This window comes from Telluria sp. BA11 (assembly GCF_056680305.1).
Genome location: NZ_CM155275.1, coordinates 1680854 through 1703471 on the forward strand (window position 1 = coordinate 1680854; position 22618 = coordinate 1703471).

The window sequence follows — 22618 nt, forward strand, 5'->3', positions numbered from 1 at the left end:
GCGATGCCCCGTGAGCGTGTATCATGATCACCCTGAACAATACGTGCGGCAGGGTCCATGAACGAAGATATTCTCATCAACATCACGCCGCAGGAAACACGCGTCGCGCTGGTCTTGCAAGGCGCGGTGCAGGAACTGCACATCGAGCGCACGCTCACGCGTGGGTTGGCGGGAAATGTCTATCTGGGCAAGGTCGTGCGCGTGCTGCCAGGCATGCAATCGGCCTTCATCGACATCGGGCTGGAACGCGCCGCCTTCCTGCACGTGGCCGACATCTGGGAAGCGCGCAGCCACGACGGCGCCAATGTTCCCCCGACCGCGATTGAAAAGCTGCTGTTTGACGGCCAAGTGCTGACGGTCCAGGTCATCAAGGATCCGATCGGCACCAAGGGCGCGCGCCTGTCGACCCAGATCTCCATCGCCGGCCGCATGCTGGTGTATCTGCCGCAAGACCAGCACATCGGCATCTCGCAGAAAATCGAAAAGGAAAGCGAGCGCGAACGTCTGCGCACGCGCCTGCAAGGCATGCTGCCGCCCGACGAAAAAGGTGGCTACATCGTACGCACGATGGCCGAAGAAGCGCCGGACGACGACCTGGCCGCCGACGTCGACTACCTGCGCAAGACCTGGGGCGCCATCGTCCAGGGCGCCCGCACCCGGCCGCCGACCACGCTGCTGTACCAGGACCTGTCGCTGGCCCAGCGCGTGCTGCGTGACTTCGTGCACGACGAAACCGCCACCATCCAGGTCGACTCGCGCGAGAACTACCTGAAGCTCGTCGAATTCGCGCAGGTCTACACGCCGAGCGTACTGTCGCGCATGGCGCACTACACGGGCGAGCGCCCGTTGTTCGATCTATATGGCGTCGAAGAAGAAATCCTGCGCGCGCTCGGCCGCCGCGTCGACCTCAAATCGGGCGGCTACCTGATCGTCGACCAGACCGAGGCGATGACAACCATCGACGTCAACACGGGCGGCTACGTTGGCGGACGCAATTTTGCCGACACGATCTTCAAAACCAATCTCGAATCGGCGCACGCCATCGCGCGTCAGCTACGCCTGCGCAACCTGGGCGGCATCATCATCCTCGACTTCATCGACATGGAGAACAACGAGCACCGCAACCAAGTGCTCGCCGAGCTGAAGAAAACCCTGGCACGCGACCGCACCAAGGTCTCCGTGAGTAATTTCTCGGCGCTGGGGCTGGTGGAAATGACGAGGAAGCGCACGCGCGAATCGCTGGCCCACATCCTGTGCGAACCCTGCCCGGCCTGCTCGGGCAAGGGCCAGGTGAAAACCAGCCGCACGATCTGCTACGAAATCCTGCGCGAACTGCTGCGCGAAGCCAAGCAGTTCAATCCACGCGAATTCCGAATCGTCGCCTCGCAGGAAGTGATCGATTTGTTCCTGGAAGAAGAGTCGCAACACTTAGCTATGCTGGGGGACTTCATCGGCAAGCGCATTTCGCTGCAGGTCGAGAAGGGGTATCACCAGGAACAGTACGATGTGATTTTGATGTGAATAAATTCTTTTTCAAAATCAAAGACTTATTGCTACTCCATAGGAGAAAAAAATACTGCTGGCTACGTCGCTCCATACGCCAACACGCGCGACCTACTTATGTTGAGCACATCAAAGCAAAGTGCTTTAGCCTAAGGGTTCTTTAACGAAATGAGCAAATTTCATAAAGCCAAAAGACCGCGCAGTAGCTTTGTTGCATAATCAGCTGAGTTCGTGATATTCCAAACGCCGGATGGAATTACGGCATGGCGACGGTAGTAGGGGTGTCCAAACGTCTGAAAGATCGATAGCGGCACGTGCCGGCAAAGCGGCCAAATGGCGGTCGAAGTCACGCGCTATGACTTGTTTCCGAGCAAGTTGAAACGGCGTATTTTGATTTCGAAGTGGCTACAACTATGATAGCCACTCCACTTCCTCCAGAGTTACAGCGGAGCCAGTGACAGCGTTTAGAACAGCATTACGAGCAGCGAAGCGAAGACGTCGATCGCTCCATGTCTTGGCATTTTGCGTACCGGGATAAGCGCTCGTACACCTCGGTGTGCGATGGTCTCCTGACAGCTCGTCGTGTTGTAGACGCTGCTGACGCTGACGATAATTTCGTCAACCGCGACTATATGAGCAGGCATCAGAGCATTGGAACATCACAGGAGGGCTTATAAGCGACCTCGAAGGCGTAGGTTTCCGGGGGGTGGTCTCATCAGGACACAAGTGCACCTTGTTCAACCGCCGACGTTCGTTAGCACCAGCTTTCTTTGATTTCCCATCTGCCTTTTTCCAGCATTCGTACGGTGCTGTTGACCAGTAAGTGCCAGCCCCGCGCCATCGGGAGCGCCAGGCATCGCTGCGAGATGCTTTCAACGCCTACTGACCAGCGCAAGCCGGCCAGCTTAGTCGGACGTGACATATTCATGGCCTGCGCAGCGCAAGATTAAACACGCACTTGATGAGCAGGCAGAACTTATTTGATGAGTCACCGTCTTTCAGACTGAGGTGAATTTCCCTCTAACACCACCATAACATCATATATGACTGTCGAACCGCATCAGCAGTGAACCACGCGCTTCAGCGCGGTGTTGTAGTCTTTCCAATTGGTCTTGTGCTAGTTCGGTTTTGCTGTGGCATTCGTGTCGCCAGTTTACAAGCACCTGATCAGGGGCGCCGTACGGACAAGTTCTTGCAACATTATGCAGCTGGATGCTTTCAATCAAACGACTAGCTATGCCCAGTTATGCCGAAAATATCATCCTAATCGTTTTCGATAGTCTAGTAAAATGACGTTGCATTCATTCAACTCACAAAACAGTTATGGGCGTTGGATATTACGATTCAACCAAACAAGCAAAGGGAATACGAATGTCCACACAATCCGTTTCGTTAGAAAACACCATTTACTACCCACTGAACCAAGGTGAACGGGCGAACCACCTATACGTGGATCAGTTGTTGCCTAGGTCAATCTACGAAAGATTAGCGGAGCTGTTGGCCGAGTCTCTGCAGCAGCTCCCCCCCTCTACTGCAATGGAAACGGACGAACAGCAAGAATTTTCCCGCAGGAGAGGCCACACTACTATCTTTCTTGACGGAGACAGAGGTACCGGTAAGACCACCGTGATGGTTAATCTGCAGGCATACCTACAAGCGCCAGAAGTACGTGCGCGTTTCGCAGGCCTTGCGGATCAAGTTCATGTCCTACAGCCAATCGACCCATCACAGCTTGAGGACAACGATGACTTGTTTCTGAACGTTATTGTAGCAGCTGTCCTAGGGGACGACGAGATCAAGCGTGGTAAAGAGAGAAATCCGGAATGCTGGCAAGCCCTATATAACAGTCTCCAACTGTTAGGTACGGCTCTGGCAGGAAAGGAAACGCAAAGTGACGGTGTAGGCCTTGACCGTCTTCGTTCCTTTATGGGAGCGCAAGAATTAGCAGGTGCTGTGCACGATTTTTTCGTGAACGCTGCACGCTTATTAAATAAGCGACTCTTGGTACTTCCGATTGACGACGTCGATACCACGCTTCATCGAGCATTTGAGAACTTAGAGGTTGTGCGCCGCTATCTTGCGAGTCCTGTATTGGTGCCAATAGTTTGCGGAGATTTACGGCTCTATCACGATGTAACATGGCGAGATGCATTTCGTCGTTTAACTACCGATATCGTAGGCTTCTACGACGAAGCCAAGTCTACAGCTGAGTCTCTCGCGCTAGAATATTTGCGAAAAATTTTACCTTTGCACCGCCGCTTACGCATGCCAGAGGTAGACACTTTTCTACATAATGACAAAGTTCTTCTCGGTACGCCGCGTGACCGCGACACTCCGCCCCGCCTTACCTTGCCGAACTTAGAAGCCTGGTTGACAGCTCTGTTAGCAGGTCCGGTCAATAATCATGAAAATAGCCGTCTCCACATCCCCATTCCGACTGTAAGAGCCCTATCGCAACTCCTGTCCCGCGTACGTGAAGAAATTTCCGACCTTGAATTAGCGTTTCATGGCGAAACAGCACCATCTCCTATCACCGACTTAATGCGAAGAATTATGTATTGGCGAAATGGGGAAGCGCCTCAATATAGAAGAAATGGAATGGATGGCTCGGAGCAGGCCACTGCTAGCGACTTATCTAAGGGGGAGTGGCAGACAGCGCTACTGGACCATTTCATGTTTGAACCCGATGCTGGCGCCGTATGTCTAGTCCTTATGGCCGCTCAACACTGGCAGGACTCCCCAAACACATCAGTTCTTGCAACGCCACTTTTTACCCCCCTTAAACAAGTTGGACACCCAACACTTCGATATATCCAGTCCCGCGCAGCACTTAATTGGACAAATGATCTAAGTGGGCGACTCCCCGATTCTTGGGTGAGCGAATTAGCGAGTGAATCGGTTTTACCGTTTGCTAGTCCAGAGATCGGAAGAGCTGTAGTGGCGGACGGATGGCACGATAAATCTAAAATATCTAGCAAAGCGTTTCCTATTGAGTTGTCTAACGTCTTGATTGATTTAATCACGCATCGAAATTTTTACAGTCCAAGTAAGCGTGCTACGTTGATTTGCAGTGGTCGAATTCTTGAACTCATTGCAACCAGTCTGGTTAGAAATGTATCTCCCCTAGATATTGATCGAATTTTGTCGATGGCCCCCTATCACAGTGCAGTTAGTGTTGCGGGAACAAAAGCCGTGCAAATTTCTATAGACGAAATCGAAGAAAGTAGTGAATCAGAAGCTATTGATGACGCTAAGTATCAAGAAGAATCATATGGCGAAGACGCTACCGATGCGCATTTAATGATTCTGAGACAAGACCGAGATCTCACTATTCATACAATGGCTTCCGAAATAAATATTTGGCGAGACGAAGTTCAAGCCAATCGCTTACCACTGTCGCCGTGGCTGATATATTGCGCCCTAAATAAGACCTTCAATCAAGTACCCTTCTTCACTCGCCCGTTGCAATACAACGAACAGCCAAATAAGGAAGCCTTAAGCAATGTCGCAGCATCTGGCCTTTCAGCATTTAACTCATTTTGGGCCGCAATAGCAAGTTTCGAGAAAGGACCTTTATTTGGCCTTCCACTGGAGCTTTCCAATGTCAACCTCATAAATCGGCGCGGCGACTTCCTACGAACTGACTTATTTACTCAGAATATTAAACCCCTATTAAAAGATGACCAGCGAACATTTCGGGGAGAACAACTAATTTCTACTACTTCGGTGCTCAACAAACACCCTCTGCGCAGGTGGCTCAAGGAATTTTTTGAACATACTAAGCAACTTGAAACGCCTTTGCCTCGGTCGGAAAGTGAAGTGACTGACGGACGAGTTCAATTTTTGAAGAATTTAGGCTTTGCAGAGACTCGACGTCGTGTGACGGTGGCCGATCTTGTCAAAGCGCTTGAGCGCAACGCACCAAAGGGCGTGCCTACATTACGTTATGCACAAGCTCTACTGCAGCAAACTACTCGGAACTTTCCTAAGCTGAAAGAATTGTCTACCTTAAAGCGCGCGATTGCTGAATTGCAAAAACATCATACTGGTTCTAACTGATGCTTTTACGTGCCGTCCCAGAGCGAATGCTAGGAGCTTTATTTGGTAGCGACCAAGTAGCTGAAATCCTACACAACCACTTGACTGAGCTACCGCAATTTGGAATATCTAAAGACGCAGCTTCCGTCTTATATGCACTCAGAAGTCAGTTAACAATAGCGGTTCAGTCCGACGTAGATCAACGCACTAGTCGACGTCACCGTCTTAACGAGCTTGAAGCAGCTGCTCAAAAACTGTATCCGCAAAATTTCCTCAAGTCAAAAGAATTTCCTTTACTCGACACGGTATTTAAAGAGCTAATGGAATGGTAATCCCCCCACAGAAAGAGCGCGTTTAGAAGTAGAATTTTCTACTTAAGAACAGAAAGCTCTACATGAAGACGTCCCGTTTTACCGACAGCCAGATCATCGCCATCCTCAAGCAAGCCGAAGGCGGCAGCCCGGTCCCTGAGCTGTGCCGCGAGCACGGCATCAGCAACGCCACGTTCTACAAGTGGCGGTCCAAGTTCGGCGGCATGGACGCGTCGCTCATGGCGCGCATGAAGGAGCTCGAGGACGAGAACCGGCGCCTCAAGAAGATGTATGCCGAGGAGCGCCTCAAGGCCGAGATCGTTGCGGAGGCACTCACAAAAAAGTGGTAGCGCCATCTCAGCGGCGGGAGATGGCGCAGTGGGCCGTGGCGAACCGGTCAGCCACGATAGGCCTGGCATGCCAGGCATTTCACATCAGTCAGACCTGCTATCGCTACAAGGCCAAGCTCGATGCCGAGAACGGCGTGATCGCGGACTGGCTGGTACGGCTGACAAATAACCAGCGCAACTGGGGCTTTGGACTGTGCTTCCTGTACCTGCGCAACGTGAAGGGCTTCAAATGGAACCACAAGCGCGTCTACAGGATTTACCGCGAGCTCGAGCTGAACCTGCGCATCAAGCCGCGCCATCGGCTGGTACGCGAGAAGCCGCTGCCGTTGGCGGTGCCGACGGCGATCAATCAGTGCTGGTCGATGGACTTCATGCATGACCAGCTTGCCGATGGACGCAGTATCCGGCTGTTCAACGTCATCGACGACTACAACCGCGAAGGCCTCGGGATCGAAGTCGATTTCTCGCTGCCATCTGAACGGGTGATTCGATCGCTCGACCGGATCATCGAATGGCGTGGCAAACCGGACGCCATCCGCTGCGATAACGGTCCCGAATACATCAGCGCGGTGACGCTAGCCTGGGCTGCCAGGCACGGTATCCGCATCGATTTCATTCAGCCTGGCCAGCCCCAGCAAAACGCTTACGTCGAGCGCTACAACAGGACGGTTCGCTATGATTGGCTTGCCCATCACCTGTTTGAAACGCTCGATGAAGTTCAGGAATTTGCCACCAACTGGTTGTGGACCTACAATCACGACCGGCCTAACATGGCGCTCGGCGGTATTACGCCAAAACAGAAATTGGCGCTCGCCGCTTAACCTCTACTTTTAGCGTGCTCTAAAAATGGGGGGATTACCGAATGGCGAGGATCCGCAATATCCTTTATTCCGGAGCATGTTCAACGATATGCAGAGCTCGTTTCTGAACTTGATCCAACGGTCTTAGTGGCATGGCAACTCGCAAAAATCGAAGACAGCGCTGTTTTAAAAGAAGCAGTAGAAAACATGACCACATTGTTTGTGAATTCAATTTTTTTCGATTCACCATTTGCAGACAACCACTCTCATCTTGGCGGAATTACCGGAGATGATGTCGTTTTAGCTGAGATAGTATTACTTAAACAGGTTTTCGATACAAATCAAAATGAAGATAACCCTGAAGTAGACTTACTGAATAGTGGAAAGGAAAAACCTCCACTATCGCCAAACGTTATCAGGATAAACCGTATCCACCTCATGCTTTCTGCGTTCGTGGAGCTATGGAAGGCTTTCGCAGTCAACGAAACGACAACTGTAGCGCAATATGAGAGCGAATTGATAGACGCATGTTTGCATGATGCAATGTCAACGGCCAGTTACATGACGTTCGACTGGACAACAGAAAATGCCGGAATCATCGTGGATAGTGCGGAAGTAACGAGCCGTTGGATGGTAAAGCAGATGGCCTCTGCCGCGAGTTGTCATGATATTCAAAAAGCATGGATGTGGTTGTTTATACTTTTATGGCGTACTTATCGCCTTAAAACGAGCTCAGCAACAATTAGTGCAGCTGTACTGCTGTTCGTTACTGATGTCATGGTACTACGAAGACAATTGATTATGGACGGGAACGGTTTGAGACGATTCACTACCGGTTATCCATTTTCACCGTTGCGTGTAGTTGCAAGCAAGAGCAAAGAATGGAAAAATCTATCTTATAGAGAATCGGCCCGCCGTACATTCGCGCGCGCCGGCGACAAGGCTGAACTTAAAATCTCGGCCGGCAATTTTGGCGAATCAGATCCTCTTACAGAGCAATTCTCTCGCGTCGCCAATGAACGTATTCAATTCATTCATCTAAAAGACAATCAAGATTCAGATGGCAATACAGCGCCGGGTTTTCTTGATCACTGGCACTTTTGCCTACATTTCAACCGATCAGGAAAGAAAGGGCGCTACGTTCGTCGACAGAAGCTTTGGGAAGAAGCACGTTTATTAAAGAAATTCTTAGGTTCAAAATCCGTATGGAAATACGTATTACCCTTGGAGGCATCTGGAGGCGAGATAAGTAGCCGCTTTTTGCCATCACAGTTTGTTCGTGCCTTAGATGTAGCCGGGGATGAAACAAAATGGCCAATTGAGGTATTTTCCCCAATGCTACGGTGGGTACGATATCAAGAAAATTTTAAAGATCTTATGGGAATGAGTTGCGTCCCGCCGACTTGGTTACATCTGAGCATTCATGCTGGAGAAGATTATACCCATCCATTGTCTGGGCTTAGAAATATAGATGAAACAGTAACATTTACTGGCATGACCAAGGGGGACCGGATCGGACACGGATTGGCTTTGGGCATTCCTCCTGCTGATTGGCTTCATCGCCACGGCGATGTCCTGCTGCCGGTTGATGAACATGTCGATAATTTAGTTTGGGCATGGCAAAAAGCTCAAGAACTAGGGGGAGTAAAAAATCTGGAAGTAGCACCAATACTACAAAGAATTGAAAAGAGAATTACACGTTTTCTCCCTTATGTTTCATGGATTTCTACATCCAAAACGGTATGCCCCCCCAAGATACAGGATTTATATAGGGCTTGGCAGTACCGCCTTAACTGTCCCACCCTAATTCTAGAGCAACATAAGGACTTACAAATTGGAAGCTCGAGTCTAAAAGTAGGTGCTCCCGATTATGATATTCTTTGCGCCCAGTTAGGTAATCCAGATCTTTCAACTGCGGAAGGAATCTATGTACATAGGGCGATTTCCGAGCGCGATGTCTCCACTGTTTCGGGAAGGCAAATCATAACTGTACGATTGACATATCCTAGACACGGACACCCGTCACGTGCTCAGGTGCGGCTAGAAGAACTGGGCCCAAACAACCTTTCTCAAATGTACGACCATGATAATGCTCTCGATTTAAAATTTATGATGGCATTACAGGACTTATGCATAGAGCGTTATGCGCAGACTGGAATTTCTATCGAGACGAATCCAAGCTCTAACGTTTACATAGGACAAATTGAGACGCATAGTGACCATCCTATTTATCGTTGGTTTCCTCTAGACATGCAAGATCTGGAATCCGGAAAGAAGTATAATGAATTCGGTCTACGCACGCTGCGCATTCCTGTGACTATTAATACGGACGATCAAGGTATTATTCCTACAACTTTACGTATGGAATATCATCTTATGCATGAGGCGGCACTTGACCATGGACATTCAGAGCCAGTTGCTGATGAATGGATTGAAGAGCTTCGTAAAATCGGCATGCAACATTTTAACGAAGCCCATTACGGTAATAATCAGAGCTAAAATTAATCAGTGCATTTTTTTCCTGTCACTAGATGACTTGTTCTATAGAGCCACTGCCCCGAATTATTGATAATGGTGGCTTCCCCCTAGCTGGCGTCAATTCGCACAAAAAAATTTCAAATAGCAGGCTCTATCAACGGCAAGTACACTAATTAGTCATGTGGTCGCTATACTGCATTATACTGACTAAATATCTTTCGACATTTACACAATGGATCAGTGGCGCCCAAAATCTGCAATGGGCAAGTGCTTAATCAACAGCACGGAAAATGGCAAAGGCAACTTTATCGAACCGTCTAACAATGCCGATGCATTTTTCGTGATCGAGTGAGCCATGAAAATTCAATATGCAGTCGCAGCAGCTTTGCTGTCGGCCCACCCCGTGGCCCACGCAGCGCCAACAAGCTATGTGTGCCCCCAATCGATCCCTGAGGCATCTTTTCACTTGGCCGCGCCGGGTGAGGAGTGGACACCGTTTGTCTCTTCGCCGCTGTACTTGAGCAGCGCTGCGCCGACTGACGGTTCGCCTGCACGGCTCGGCGTGCTTCGTGAACGCGATGCCACGAAAACCAAGACAGGTTGGAGACGAACATACTCATTAGATGGTCAGTACCCTGACGGTAAATGGCTCAGGTGCGACTACGGTGCGTTCGGCGAGGTGTCGTTGGCGAAACGGCTGCCTGATAAGATCACCACATGCACAGTGACAGGAATGAAAGGCGCCCATGCCGGAGAGACTCAGGTCGACGTCAGATGTCGATAGCGTGGCGTACTTCCTAGGAACAAGGTGTTTAACTGATGCATTCATCATTAATGCCCCATCAAGATAACCTGGCGCGCTGGCGCGCCACCTGGGCATCCCTGAACCTGGCCCCGCCCCCCGGCTTGTGCGAGCAATTGCTGCGCGCATGGGACGAACCCCAGCGCCACTACCGCACGCTGCATCACCTCACCGAATGCCTGGCGCTGTTCGACACGCTCCGCGCGCATGCCGAGCAGCCTGCCGACATCGAGCTGGCTCTGTGGTTCCACGATGCCATCTACGACGTGCAAGGCCACGATAACGAAGCACGCTCGGCGCGCTGGGCGGTCCAGGCCCTGGTGGCTAGCGGCGTCGATGCGGCCCGCTGCCAGCGCGTGCATGACCTGATCATGGCCACCTGCCACACTGCCCTGCCCGCCTCGCCGGACCAGGCTTTGCTGGTCGACATCGACCTGGCCATCCTGGGCGCGCCCGCTGCGCGCTTTGCCGAGTACACACGCCAGATCAGCGCCGAATACGCATGGGTGCCGCCAGAGGTCTACGCGGTCAAGCGCCGCGCCGTGCTGCAGGGTTTTCTGGATCGCGCACAGATTTACACGACGCCCGCCGTCGCGCAGTGCCTGGAACAGCACGCCAGAGACAATCTGGCCAAGGCGATTTCGTCGCTCTGAACAACGATCCATCAACAGGCAGCATGCTTGATCCAGATCGATTGCAGCCTGCTTGACGAACGCGCCCGCAAACCTATTGATATCCATTCCATCCAAGCTGCATGGTGCGCCGTTGCTGCCACCCGCAAACAGACACGCAGCCAACATGCGCGCGTGATTTTGCGTGCATTCCCATCGGTTCCGCTTGACTTGCGTCAGCAAAATACTTAGCGTCTCACAACAGGCAGCAGGAAACTCATCCCTTTTTCGCGCGTGAACCACAGGTGATTGCCATGCGAACCCGACTCCGCAATCGTCACAGCAAAGCACCGGACCAACTGCGCGATGCCTTGGCGCCGTCGCGTTATGCCGATGTGGTTGCGGATGACGGACTCGAAGCGTCCATGCGACAGCTGACCGAAGGACAAATGCTCGTCAACCAGGCGCTGGTTGAAAAGATCATCGCCTGCCAGCATTCCGAAGCATCGTTACGCGCATCCGAGCAGCAACTGCACTCGTTACTGGCCCACCAGCGCGCCAGCAGTGAGGCCGAGCGCAAGCGGATCTCGCGCGAGATTCACGATTGCCTTGGCCAGAACCTGCTGGCCTTGCGGCTCGACATCGTCACCCTGCACCAGCAAACGGACGATCAACGTGGCCGCCTGCACGATTGGGTGAGTGCAGCGCTGGGCAATGTCGACGAGACGCTGCGCACCGTCAAGCACCTGCTGAGCGAACTACGGCCTGCCGGCCTTGAACTGGGCGTCGTCGCCACGCTGGAAATCGAGGCGCGCAAGTTCACCCGTGCGAGTGGCATCGCTTGCGACGTACAGGCTGACGGGCATCTCGACGATCTGCAGATCGATGAAGATATCCTGATGAGCTTACACCGCGTGCTGCGCGAGTCGCTCGACAATGTGTGTCGTCATTCGCGTGCCAGCCGGGTTCAGTTGCATCTGGCCAGCGCCGATGCCATGCTCGAACTTAGCATCAGCGACAACGGTGTCGGGTTCAACCCGCAGGCGCCACGCAAGTCCGGCAGTTTTGGCCTGGCCACGCAGCAGGAACAAGTGGCTGCGCATGGCGGCACACTGGTCATCAACAGTGCCCATACGCAAGGAGCCCGCCTCGTCGTGCGCCTCCCCCTGATAGCGCAGCAAGCCGCTTCGAAGCGCGTTGATCGACTGACCTAGTAGCCTGCTGACACCCTCGTTGCGATGCCGCATTGCGTACTGAATGCACATCAATGCTGCACGACTATCTTGTTTATTTTGGAGCAAGGCACCGATTAAAAATCCTGATCGATATCATAGGAATAATTAAATACTGATCCTCCTGTGTGTGTGTGAACTCACAGTGGAGGACTGACGTGCTGGGCTATGTTATTGGGAGTTCAATTATCTCTACAACAAACAAGGAACAGCATGCCAACATCAAAGCACCCCAGCTCATTCGATGGCGCCGGATCGGTCCTGAGCACGGTAGCCGGTCCATCCGATGCCAAGCCGCCCCAGAGCCTTGGCGTCAGCAACCCGATCGCGGATCGTCTGCTCGACAAAATCCCTGCTGAGCAAGAGCTTGCAGCAGCACGTCCATTCAATGCCAACAAGGCTGGCGAGTATGGCGACGCGTCGCGTACGCCAGCAGTCGGCGAAACCTTCAAGCCGTCGACCCACGCCGCCACCGGCAGCACGTCGAGCGAAATCATCGCCAATGACAAGGTTGGCGACGGCAACCCGCCAAAAGGCGAGAACGCCACCGTCGATCCACTCGACCGCGTGCGTGTCGACCCGGCCGACCGTCACCTGACGACGAACCAGGGCGTCCCAGTCTCGGACAACCAGCATTCGCTGAAGGCCGGCCTGCGTGGTCCGACCCTGCTTGAAGACTTCGTGCTGCGCGAGAAGATCAGCCATTTCGACCATGAGCGTATCCCTGAGCGCGTCGTGCACGCACGCGGCTCGGCTGCCCACGGTTATTTCGAGTCCTATGACAACTTCAGCGCACTGACCCGCGCGATTCCGTTCGCCAAGAAGGGCAAGCGCACGCCAGTGTTCCTGCGCTTCTCGACCGTGGCCGGTGAGCGTGGTTCGACCGACACCGCACGCGATGTGCGCGGTTTCGCAGTCAAGTTCTATACCGAAGAAGGCAACTGGGATCTGGTGGGTAACAACATCCCGGTGTTCTTCATTCAGGACGCCATGAAGTTCCCTGACCTGGTGCACGCAGCCAAGCCGGAACCGCATCACGCAATGCCGCAGGCAGCTACTGCGCACGACACGTTCTGGGACTTCGCCTCGCTGTCGCCGGAAATCGCGCACATGCTGATGTGGACGATGTCGGACCGCGCCATTCCACGCAGCTACCGCACGATGCAGGGCTTCGGCGTGCACACGTTCCGCCTGATCAATGCACAGGGCGAAGCGCGCTTCGTGAAATTCCACTGGACGCCAATGCAGGGTACGCACTCGCTGGTGTGGGATGAAGCTGTCCGCATCTCGGGCGCCGATTCCGACTTCCACCGCCGCGACCTGTGGGAAGCCATCGAAGCCGGCAACTTCCCTGAATGGGAACTGGGCCTGCAGATCTTTACCGAAGAACAGGCTGCCAGCTTCCCGTTCGACGTGCTCGATTCGACCAAGCTGATCCCGGAAGAACTGGTGCCGCTGACCCCGGTCGGCAAGATGGTGCTGGACCGCAATCCGGACAACTTCTTTGCCGAAACCGAGCAAGTCGCATTCTGCACGTCGCACGTCGTGCCGGGCATCGACTTCTCGAACGATCCACTGCTGCAAGGTCGTAACTTCTCGTACCAGGATACTCAGCTGACCCGTCTGGGCGGCCCGAACTTCCACGAGATCCCGATCAACTCGCCGATCGTCCAGATCCAGAACAACCAGCGTGACGGTTTCCATCGCCAGGCCATCAACCGTGGCCGCGTGAACTACGAACCGAACTCGCTGGGCGGCGGTGTGCCATACCAGGCTGGTCCTGCAGGCTTCACCAGTTTCCCGGAGACGATCGCAGCGGACAAAGTGCGCGGCAACCCTGAACTGTTTGCTGACCACTACTCGCAGGCGCGTCTGTTCTGGCAGAGCCAGACCACGGCCGAGAAGAACCACATCGTCAATGCATTCCGTTTCGAGCTGACCCGCGTGCAGACGCCGGCCGTGCGCGAGCGTGTGCTGGCGCTGCTGGCCAACGTCGATGACGTGCTGGTGTCCCGCGTGGCCGAAGGTCTGGGCATGGATGTGCCGGCACCGTTGCCACTGGCCACCGATGCACCGATTCCAACCTATCCGCCTTCGCCAGCGCTGTCGCTGATGAGCCGTCCAGGCGTCACTGGCATCAAGGGCCGCCGCGTCGCCGTGCTGATCGCGTCGGGTGTCGATGACAAGGCAGTCAAGAGCCAGTATGGCAGCCTGCTCAAGGATGGCGCCGTGCCACGCATGGTCGGTAACATGCTGGGCAAGGTCAAGGCGCTTGACGGCGATCCGATCGACGTCGAGATCTCGGTCGAAGCTGGCCCATCGGTCATGTACGACGCCGTGATCGTGCCGGACGGCGATCAGGCCGTGGCCACGCTGGCCAAGAACGCACAGGTGCTGGAATTCCTGCGCGAGCAATACCGTCACGGCAAGCCGATCCTCGTGTTCGGCGCCGGTTCGGACCTGCTGACCAAGGCCATGATCCCGACCACCCTGCCGGACGGTTCGGATGATCCGGGCCTGATCATGGGTGATGCTGCCAACGGCGATGCGGCCCTGGCAGCATTCAAGACGGCACTCGCCGGCTTCCGCGTGTTTGCACGCGAAACCGATCCACCATCGGTGTAAGTCAGTCCAGACCGCCTGTCAGCGATCACCCCTGTGATTGCCGGCAGGCGGGACAGGCAAAAATTTAATGAGAAGTAAGAAAAAAGACACCAGCTGGTGTCTTTTTTTTTGCTCGTTCCACCACCGCAGTGAGTGTCGGTATAGACGGGCATCAATATTGATACGTGGAATTGGGTGAGACTTCCGCAGTGCCACGATCGCTATAAATGTCCTGCGGCATTGACTGGCACAGCATTGTGCCCTTCTCCCACTTTCACGAAAGCTCCCATGTTCTGTTCTCATTGCGGCGCCCCGATGGCGCCGGATGCTGCCGCGTGCGCCGTGTGCAGCAAGGCGGCAGCGGTCCTCGCAGCGCCGGCAGGCAGCCTCGACAAACCATCGCTTCGCGGGGCCAGCGGCGATATTCCCGATGGCGTCAAAGGCTGGAGCTGGGGCGCATTTTTCCTGAACTGGATCTGGGCGATCGGCAACCGCTCCTGGATTGGCCTGCTGGCGCTGGTGCCGTACGTGGGCTGGCTCATGGTGTTCTGGCTGGGATTCAAGGGCCGCGAAATGGCCTGGAAAAACAAGCAGTGGGACAGCCTCGAGCACTTCAACCGCGTCCAGCGCAAGTGGTCGCAATGGGGTGTCGGCATCACGGTGTTCGTATTTGTCGTCGGCATCCTTGCGGCCATCGCCGTCCCTGCGTATCAGGACTACACGACACGCGAGCGCGACGTGCAGCGCGCTGCCGACCAGGCCGAAGACACCGCGCTGCTTCCCGGTGGCAGTGTCATCGACAGCAATGCCGACAACCTGCCGACGTCGCTGCGCACCGTGGCCGGCCTGCTGGAACGCAAGACCGGCCACGGTGCGCTGCTGCTCGATGGCCAGGCGCTGTTCACGGGCGAGGATGCGCGCTGGCAGTTCCCGCTGCGCAGCTTCAAGCTTTCCGGCGGCAAGGAAGCGATCCTGGTCGCCAGCAGCGGTGGCCGCGGCAACAGTTGCGAAACGCTGTTCTACTTTTTGCTCGTCGACGCATCCGGCGTCACGCCCACGCCGCTGTTCGGCACCTGCGCCGCGCAAGGCAGCATCGCGCAGCGTGGCGACGTCATCACCATCAAGCTGCCGGACGTGAACGGCGCGTCGACGACGGTGTTCGAAGACGGCGTCGTGCGCGCCGACGGCCAGGTCGTGAGCCTGACCGGCATGAACGATCCATCGCGCTAACTGCGCCGCTTCTTCCAGTTATAGTCGGCGCCCGTGACGTCCACGCCGGGATGGCCCACGACGTCCGGATGCTCCGAACACATGGTGATGAAGCGTATGCCTTCGCCTTCGCGCTGGCGCTTGCGCAGCGCCTCCATGAATCCCATCGCCGGGACCATGTCGGCCGTGTCGAAGCCCTGCGCATGCGCGTGCGTGGCTGCGCCATCCACCACCGTCCAGTAGACCATGTACATTGGATTCCCCTCCTGCATTGTGATGACAGGCATTGTCGCTTGAATAGATCTGCTCTGCAGAATTGCCACGCTACCGAAAAAACCGCCGCAAGAAGGTAGGACTGGTCCGAAAAACGCCTGCTATGTGAACCACTTAACATAGTGACTGCCCGGTGACCGTTAGTCTGTTGTCATGTTCACTACGCAGGTAAGCCTTCATGACTCTTCGCACCGATTCCCAGCCCGACCTCGCCCTGTGGGGCGGGCTCGAATGCACGGTTAACCGCGTACGCGACGACTATTTCAGCCAGATGGACCGCAACGGCCATGCTGGCCGCCTGCAAGATATTGAACGCTTCGCATCGCTCGGCATCCAGGCGATCCGTTATCCGGTGCTGTGGGAGCGCACTGCGCCCGACGGTATCGACAAGGCCGACTGGTCGTGGGCCGACGAACGGCTGCCGGCGCTGCGCGACCTCGGGGTCAACCCGATCGTCGGCCTGATCCACCACGGCAGCGGCCCCCGTCACACGAGCCTTGTCGATCCCGCCTTCCCCGATCAGCTGGCCGAGTACGCCGGCGCCGTGGCCGCCCGTTATCCGTGGGTCGAGCACTACACGCCCGTCAACGAGATCTGCACGACCGCGCGCTTCTCGGGTCTGGCCGGCGTCTGGTACCCGCATGGCGGCGACGAAGCCACTTTCATCCGCGCGCTGCTGATCCAGTGCCGCGCGACGGTGCTGTCGATGCGCGCGATCCGCGCCATCAACCCAAACGCAAAACTGGTCCAGACCGACGATCTGTCCAAGACCTACGGCACGCCCGAGATGCAGGACATCGCGAACTACTTCAACGAGCGCCGCTGGCTGGCCTGGGACCTGCTGTGCGGCATGGTCGACACCCATCACAAGCTGTGGGACTACCTGCTCGACTCGGGCGCCACGGTCGACGAGCTGCGCTGGTTCCGCGACAACCCGTGCCCGCCCGATGTGATCGGCGTGAACTACTACGTCACCAGCGAGCGCTGGCTCGACCACCGCCCTGAACGCTATCCCGAAAGCCACCGCCACGTGTACCGGGGCGTGGCGCATGCCGATATCGAGGCGCCGCGCGCACTGGCCACGCCCACGCCCGGCATCGCCCCGCTGCTGATGGAAACCTGGGAACGGTACGGCATCCCGATCGCGATCACCGAAGCGCACATCGATGCCAACCGCGAAGACCAGTTGCGCTGGCTCGTCGAAATCTGGAATGCCGCGCTCAAGGCGCGCCAGCAGGGCGCCGACATCCGCGCCGTCACGGTCTGGGCGCTGCTGGGCTCGTTCGACTGGAACAGCCTGGTGACCGCGTGCCACGGCTACTACGAGCCGGGCCCGTTCGACGTGCGTTCACCAACACCCCGCCCGACCGCGCTGGCAACCCTGATGCGCGAACTGGCCAGCAAGCGTACGCTGTCCAATCCCGTCCTGCAGGGCGAAGGCTGGTGGCGCCGGCCGGGCCGCTTCTGGTGCAAACCCGTGGCTACCCGCACGGCGGTGGCCGACATCGCCGTGCGCAGCCAGTTCAAGTCGGCGCCCGTGCAGCCGATCCTGATCACGGGCGCGAGCGGCACGCTCGGCGCGGCCTTCAAGCGCATCTGCGAAGCGCGCAACCTGGCCTGCCACGCACTCACGCGGCAAGAGATGGACATTACCGATCCGGCCTCGGTCGACGCGGCGATCGTGCGTTTCAAGCCGTGGGCGATCATCAATGCGGGCGGCTTCGTGCGCGTTGACGAGGCCGAAACCGACAGCGAGCGCTGCATGCGCGAAAACACGCTGGGCCCGACCGTGCTGGCGCTGGCCTGCATGCGCCATGCGCTGCGCTTCATGACGTTCTCGAGCGACCTGGTATTCGATGGCGCCAAGGGCGCGCCGTATGTCGAATCCGATGCGACCAATCCGCTGGGCGTTTACGGGCGCAGCAAGCTCGATGCCGAAACCCGCGTGCTGGACGCCGATCCGCAGGCGCTCGTGATCCGTACCAGTGCATTCTTCGGCCCGTGGGACCGGCACAACTTCGTGACCCAGGCGCTGGGCGCGCTGGCCAATGGCGAGCCATTCCAGGCGGCGGGCGACATGATCGTCTCGCCAACCTATGTGCCGGACCTGGTGAAGGTGGCGCTCGACCTCATGATCGACCGTGAGCGCGGCATCTGGCACCTGACCAACGGCGATGCCGTGAGCTGGGCCGAATTGGCGCGGCGCGCGTGCGCGGCAGCGGGCATGTCAGCGGATGGCTTGCAGGAGGTTGCGGCCGATGCTGTGGATTATCCGGCGCAGCGACCGGCATTCAGTGCGCTGGGCAGCGAACGTGCGCTGCTGCTGCCATCGCTGGACAATGCATTGCAGCGCTATGCGCACGCAGTGCAGGAAGCTGCCGGCGGCGCCGGCATTCGGCAGGCGGGCGAAGCGGCGCATTACGCGCGCTGATACTGTTGGCTTGACGTGGGGTGGACGGCGTAGCCGGCCACCCCACGCAGGCTAGATTGCCTGCTTCTTCTCGGCCGTAAACTGCAGATAGTACAGATTCGCATACATGCCCTTCATGGCCAGCAGTTCGTCGTGCGTGCCCTGCTCCACGATGCGCCCTGCTTCCATCACCACGATCCGGTCGGCCCGCTCGATCGTCGACAGGCGGTGCGCGATCACGATGGTCGTGCGCCCGGCCATCAGCGTGTCGAGCGCCGACTGCACCGCGCGTTCACTCTCGTTATCCAGCGCCGACGTGGCCTCATCCAAAATCAGGAGCGGCGCATCCTTGTAGATCGCGCGCGCGATCGCCACGCGCTGGCGCTGGCCGCCCGACAGGCGCGAACCGTTCTCGCCGATGCGCGTGTCGATGCCATCCGGCAGGCGCGCCACGACGTCCGTCAGGTGCGCCGCGCGGATCGCGCCGGCCAGGCGCTCGTGGTCGATGTGCTCGGCCCCGTAGGCGATGTTGGCCCCCAGCGTGTCGTCGAACAGCACGACATTCTGGCTCACCATCGCCAGCTGGCTGCGCAGCGACGCGAGCTTGATGTCGGTGTACGGCACGCCGTCGAGCAGCACGCGCCCTACTTGCGGATCATAGAAGCGCGTGACCAGGTTCACGAACGTCGACTTGCCGCCACCCGAGACGCCCACCAGCGCCACCGTCTGCCCCGGCAACACCTCGAGCGAGACATCGTCGAGCGCGGGACCGGCTGCATTCGGGTACTGGAACGCGACCCGTTCGAACACCAGGTGGCCGTTGGCACGGCCCAGCTCACGGCTACCGGTGTCGACTTCCGGCTCGGCGTCGATGATGCCGAACACCGTCTCGGCGGCCGACATCCCTCGCTGCATCGGGCCATTCACCTCGGCCAGCGACTTCAGCGGCGTGAGCAGCATCAGCATCATGGTGACGAACTGCGTGAATTCGCCGACCGTCATGTCGGCCTGCATTGCCAGCACGACCACCAGCGACAGCGCCAGCGAGGTCGCGATCTGGGTCACCGGCGTGGTGGCGGCGAAGGCCACCGTCATGCGCTGCGAAAAGCCGCGCAGCGCGACACTACGCTGATGAAAGCGGCGGCGCTCGTAGGCTTCGCCGGCGAACACACGGATCACCTGGTGGCCGCGCGCGGCTTCCTCGACCACGCCGGTCATCTCGGCAGTCACGCGCTGGCTTTCGCGATTCAGGTTGCGCAGGCGCTTGGTGGTGGTGCGCACGATGACGGCGGTCAGCGGGATCACGACGATGGCGATCAGCGTGAGCTGCCAGTTCAGGTACAGCAGGCTGCCAAGCAGGCCAATCACGACCAGCACATCGCGCACGCAGGCGACGAACACCGACTGGATCATGTCGACGACCTGGCGCACGTCGTTGACGACGGTGTTGATGATCTTGCCGGTGCTCTCGTCCTGGTAACGCGCGACCGGCAGGCGCAGCACGCGCTCGAAGGCCATCGCGCGCATGTCGTTGAGCACGCGCGAGAGCACCCAGTTGTTGAAGTAAGCGGTGCCGAAGGTGCCGATCCCGCGCAGCACGAAGATCGACACCAGCACGGCAGGAATCAGCCACAGGCTGAACGAGACGCGCTCTTCGAAGCCGCGGTCGAACAGCAGCTGCATCGCCTTGGCCAGCAGCGGCTGCGTCGCGGCGGTGATCGCCATCGACAGCAGCGCCAGCGCCGCGCGCGATTTGTACGGTTTGACGAGCGCCAGCAGGCGCCGCACGATGACCTTAGTTTCCACGTTGTTCAACCTTCTTTTCAACCATTGCAGCTTTCGCCTGACGCGTTTTCGCGACCAGGCACAGTCCCATCAGCAGGAACACCATCAGCGCATAGAACATGCTGCCCTTGAGCGACCAGAAAATCACTTCGGTGAGGCCAAAGCTGAAATAGCTCAGCACCACCAGCATGCCCGCCAGCGCCGGCGCGAACTGCGGCAGGCCGGCGCCGCGCGCATGCGCCTGGGCCTGCGCGCCGCGGCCGAGCTGGCGCGCGAAGAACACGAACGGCGTGACCAGGATGCCGGCCCAGGCCAGCAGCCCGAAGATGCCGCCGGTGGCCAGCGCCTGCAACCCGTCATTATGGAGGTGTTCCAGGGACAAGATCGCCGGATCGAGCGTGCCCTGCTCGACCATGTTGCGGATTTCGGTGCGCAGCGTGTTGCGGTCAAGGCCGAACAGCGGCCGCTGTTCGATCAGGATCGCCGCGCCCTTCCACAATTCGAGCCGGGTGCCGACATTGGTATGCACATTGCCGCCATCGACCCAGGTCTGGACATCGTCCACGCCCTGCAGCGCGCGCTCCTGCATGCCGGTGGCTGGCACCAGGAATGCAGCGGCGACCAGCGCGAAGCTGCCAGCCAGCAGCAGGCGCAGCTTGCGGCTGTGCAGCAACTGCGCGTAACTGAGAAACAGCACGGCGGCCAGCGCCAGCGCAACCCAGCTGCCGCGGGTACCGGTGAGCAGGCAGGCGGCCAGGCCGGCCAGCGCGCCCAGGCCCGCCAGCGCTGCCTTGCCGGCGTGATGGCGATAATCGATCGCCGCCGCCAGCGCCACCAGGCCCAGGCACAGCGCCAGGTCGCCGAAGGTAATCGCGTTGAGAAAGCCGCCCGGGCGCTCGACGCCCATCGCGATGCGCTGCCAGGCCACGAATGGCAGCGCCGCAATCGCGCCGGCCACCACGCCCCACCACAGCATCGCGGCGCGCGGCCTGGCCAGCACGACCAGCGCCATGGCGCTCATGGCCAGCAGCAGGCGTGATGGTTTGTCGAGCGAATCCAGGTGCGCCTCGGGCCGCAGCGCCACGGCGGCCACGGCCAGTGCGAACTGGAACACGAAGGCCGCGAGCACCCAGCGGATCTCTTTCCAGTACGGCGTCATCGCCGCCCAGGCCTTGCGCGGCACGAACAATGCGGTGAGCAGAAACAGGAGGCTGGAAAAACCGATGCCGGACGGCGTGGTCAGACTAATCAGGGGAAACAGGAACATCTGGAAGCCAACCAACAACTGCAGCGGCTCCCGGGCCATGATCGACGTATTGTTCATTCTTGTTCTTGTGGGCTATTCTTGCGGCCTAGAGAGCATTTGTATCGGACACCATGCAGCAAACACAGACATTGTCGGTCGTGATCACCACGTACAACCGGCCCGACGCACTGGCGGCGGTGTTGGCCGCCTGTTTCTTGCAGGACGACAAGAATTTTGAAATCATTATCGCTGATGACGGCTCGACTGCCAACACGCGGGACTGCGTCACGCGGCTGGCGGCAGGCGCCCCGGTGCCCGTCAAGCATGTGTGGCAACCGGACGACGGCTTTCGCGCCGCCATGGCCCGCAACCGCGGCACGCTGGCGGCAACAGGCGACTATATCATCTTCCTCGACGGCGACTGCGTGCCGCAGCGCGACTTCATCGCCCGCCACCGCGCGCTGGCCCAGCAGGGCTTCCTCGTGTCGGGCAGCCGTATCCTGCTCAGCCAGGCGCTGACCGAACGCGCGCTGCAGGGCGGCATCGACGTGGCTGGCCTGAGCGTCGCCGAGCGCCTGCGCCTGCGGCTGTCCGGCGACATGAACAAGGTGCTGCAGACGATCGTGCGCTGGCCCGACGTTGGCCGCGTGCGCCGCAAGTTCAGCTGGCGCCGCATCAAGAGCTGCAATCTGGGGGTATGGAAGGCCGACCTAATAGCAGTCAATGGCTTCGACGAAAGCTTTACCGGCTGGGGCCACGAAGATTCGGATCTCGTGGTGCGGCTGTTCCATGCCGGCGTATTGCGCAAGGATGGCGCCATGGCAACTGAAGTGCTGCATCTGTGGCACGCCGAAGCCGAGCGCGACCAGGCATCGAGCAACCGGCGCACCGTGCTCGAGCGCGCCGCCAACGGCACCACGCAGGCCAGTGTCGGGCTGCGTGAACACGCTGCCCCGAACTGACCTG

The 22618-nt window shown here is 57.8% G+C and carries 16 protein-coding genes; 13 read left to right on the forward strand and 3 right to left on the reverse strand.

Translation table 11 applies throughout. The annotated features are described in order from the left end of the window. Window positions 1–57 precede the first annotated feature (57 nt). The 11 genes from rng (at window position 58) to AC1MGT_RS07370 (ending at window position 15959) form a co-directional block, all read left to right on the forward strand. The gene (gene rng, locus AC1MGT_RS07320) at window positions 58–1521 is read left to right on the forward strand and encodes a ribonuclease G (protein ID WP_499503629.1); all 1464 of its coding nucleotides are present in this window, start codon (window positions 58–60) and stop codon (window positions 1519–1521) included. Window positions 1522–2874: 1353 nt separating this feature from the next. Beyond that, window positions 2875–5562 (forward strand): antiviral RADAR system adenosine triphosphatase RdrA, encoded by a 2688-nt coding sequence (gene rdrA, locus AC1MGT_RS07325; protein WP_499503630.1) that lies wholly within the window; start codon window positions 2875–2877, stop codon window positions 5560–5562. 373 nt (window positions 5563–5935) lie between these two features. Next, window positions 5936–7023 (forward strand): IS3 family transposase gene (locus AC1MGT_RS07330; RefSeq protein WP_499500801.1). Its coding sequence is split into 2 segments (ribosomal slippage): window positions 5936–6188 and window positions 6188–7023, totalling 1089 coding nucleotides; the frame shifts between segments, so codons are not numbered across the junction. A gap of 126 nt (window positions 7024–7149) precedes the next feature. Beyond that, window positions 7150–9501, forward strand: coding sequence for a hypothetical protein (locus AC1MGT_RS07335; RefSeq protein ID WP_499503631.1), 2352 nt, complete (start codon window positions 7150–7152; stop codon window positions 9499–9501). A 211-nt stretch (window positions 9502–9712) separates the two neighbouring features. Continuing rightward, window positions 9713–9832: a BPSL0067 family protein gene (locus tag AC1MGT_RS07340; RefSeq protein WP_499503632.1), complete on the forward strand. Its 120-nt coding sequence runs from the start codon at window positions 9713–9715 to the stop codon at window positions 9830–9832. 3 nt (window positions 9833–9835) lie between these two features. Further along, window positions 9836–10264 carry an STY0301 family protein gene (locus AC1MGT_RS07345; protein WP_499503633.1) on the forward strand — a complete coding sequence of 143 codons (429 nt, stop codon included), beginning with the start codon at window positions 9836–9838 and terminating at the stop codon, window positions 10262–10264. 50 nt (window positions 10265–10314) lie between these two features. After that, complete coding sequence (locus AC1MGT_RS07350; RefSeq protein ID WP_499503634.1) at window positions 10315–10935, forward strand: HD domain-containing protein; 621 nt, start codon at window positions 10315–10317, stop codon at window positions 10933–10935. A 27-nt stretch (window positions 10936–10962) separates the two neighbouring features. Continuing rightward, on the forward strand, window positions 10963–11145 hold the full coding sequence (locus tag AC1MGT_RS07355; protein ID WP_499503636.1) for a hypothetical protein: 183 nt from the start codon (window positions 10963–10965) through the stop codon (window positions 11143–11145). A 62-nt stretch (window positions 11146–11207) separates the two neighbouring features. Further along, window positions 11208–12107, forward strand: coding sequence for a sensor histidine kinase (locus AC1MGT_RS07360; protein ID WP_499503637.1), 900 nt, complete (start codon window positions 11208–11210; stop codon window positions 12105–12107). Between the two features lie 231 nt (window positions 12108–12338). Beyond that, window positions 12339–14750 carry a catalase gene (locus AC1MGT_RS07365; protein ID WP_499503639.1) on the forward strand — a complete coding sequence of 804 codons (2412 nt, stop codon included), beginning with the start codon at window positions 12339–12341 and terminating at the stop codon, window positions 14748–14750. Between the two features lie 267 nt (window positions 14751–15017). Continuing rightward, the gene (locus tag AC1MGT_RS07370; protein ID WP_499503641.1) at window positions 15018–15959 is read left to right on the forward strand and encodes a hypothetical protein; all 942 of its coding nucleotides are present in this window, start codon (window positions 15018–15020) and stop codon (window positions 15957–15959) included. Here the strand turns inward: AC1MGT_RS07370 and AC1MGT_RS07375 are convergent. After that, window positions 15956–16192, reverse strand: coding sequence for a hypothetical protein (locus AC1MGT_RS07375; protein WP_499503643.1), 237 nt, complete (start codon window positions 16190–16192; stop codon window positions 15956–15958). The two genes, AC1MGT_RS07370 and AC1MGT_RS07375, sit on opposite strands and share 4 nt — an antisense overlap. Before the next feature lie 197 nt (window positions 16193–16389). Here AC1MGT_RS07375 and AC1MGT_RS07380 point away from each other — a divergent pair, with 197 nt between their 5' ends. Further along, the gene (locus AC1MGT_RS07380) at window positions 16390–18642 is read left to right on the forward strand and encodes a family 1 glycosylhydrolase (RefSeq protein WP_499503644.1); all 2253 of its coding nucleotides are present in this window, start codon (window positions 16390–16392) and stop codon (window positions 18640–18642) included. A gap of 51 nt (window positions 18643–18693) precedes the next feature. Here the strand turns inward: AC1MGT_RS07380 and msbA are convergent, their stop codons facing one another. Together msbA and AC1MGT_RS07390 are read right to left on the reverse strand one after the other, a co-directional pair. Continuing rightward, entirely contained in the window at window positions 18694–20427 is a 1734-nt protein-coding gene (msbA, locus tag AC1MGT_RS07385; RefSeq protein WP_499503645.1) for a lipid A export permease/ATP-binding protein MsbA, read from the reverse strand. Continuing rightward, window positions 20417–21730 (reverse strand): O-antigen ligase family protein, encoded by a 1314-nt coding sequence (locus AC1MGT_RS07390; protein WP_499503647.1) that lies wholly within the window; start codon window positions 21728–21730, stop codon window positions 20417–20419. The genes msbA and AC1MGT_RS07390 overlap by 11 nt, the downstream gene beginning before the upstream one ends. 53 nt (window positions 21731–21783) lie before the next feature. Between AC1MGT_RS07390 and AC1MGT_RS07395 the strand changes: the two genes are divergently transcribed. Then, window positions 21784–22614 (forward strand): glycosyltransferase family 2 protein, encoded by an 831-nt coding sequence (locus AC1MGT_RS07395; RefSeq protein ID WP_499503648.1) that lies wholly within the window; start codon window positions 21784–21786, stop codon window positions 22612–22614. The last annotated feature ends 4 nt before the right edge of the window (window positions 22615–22618 follow it).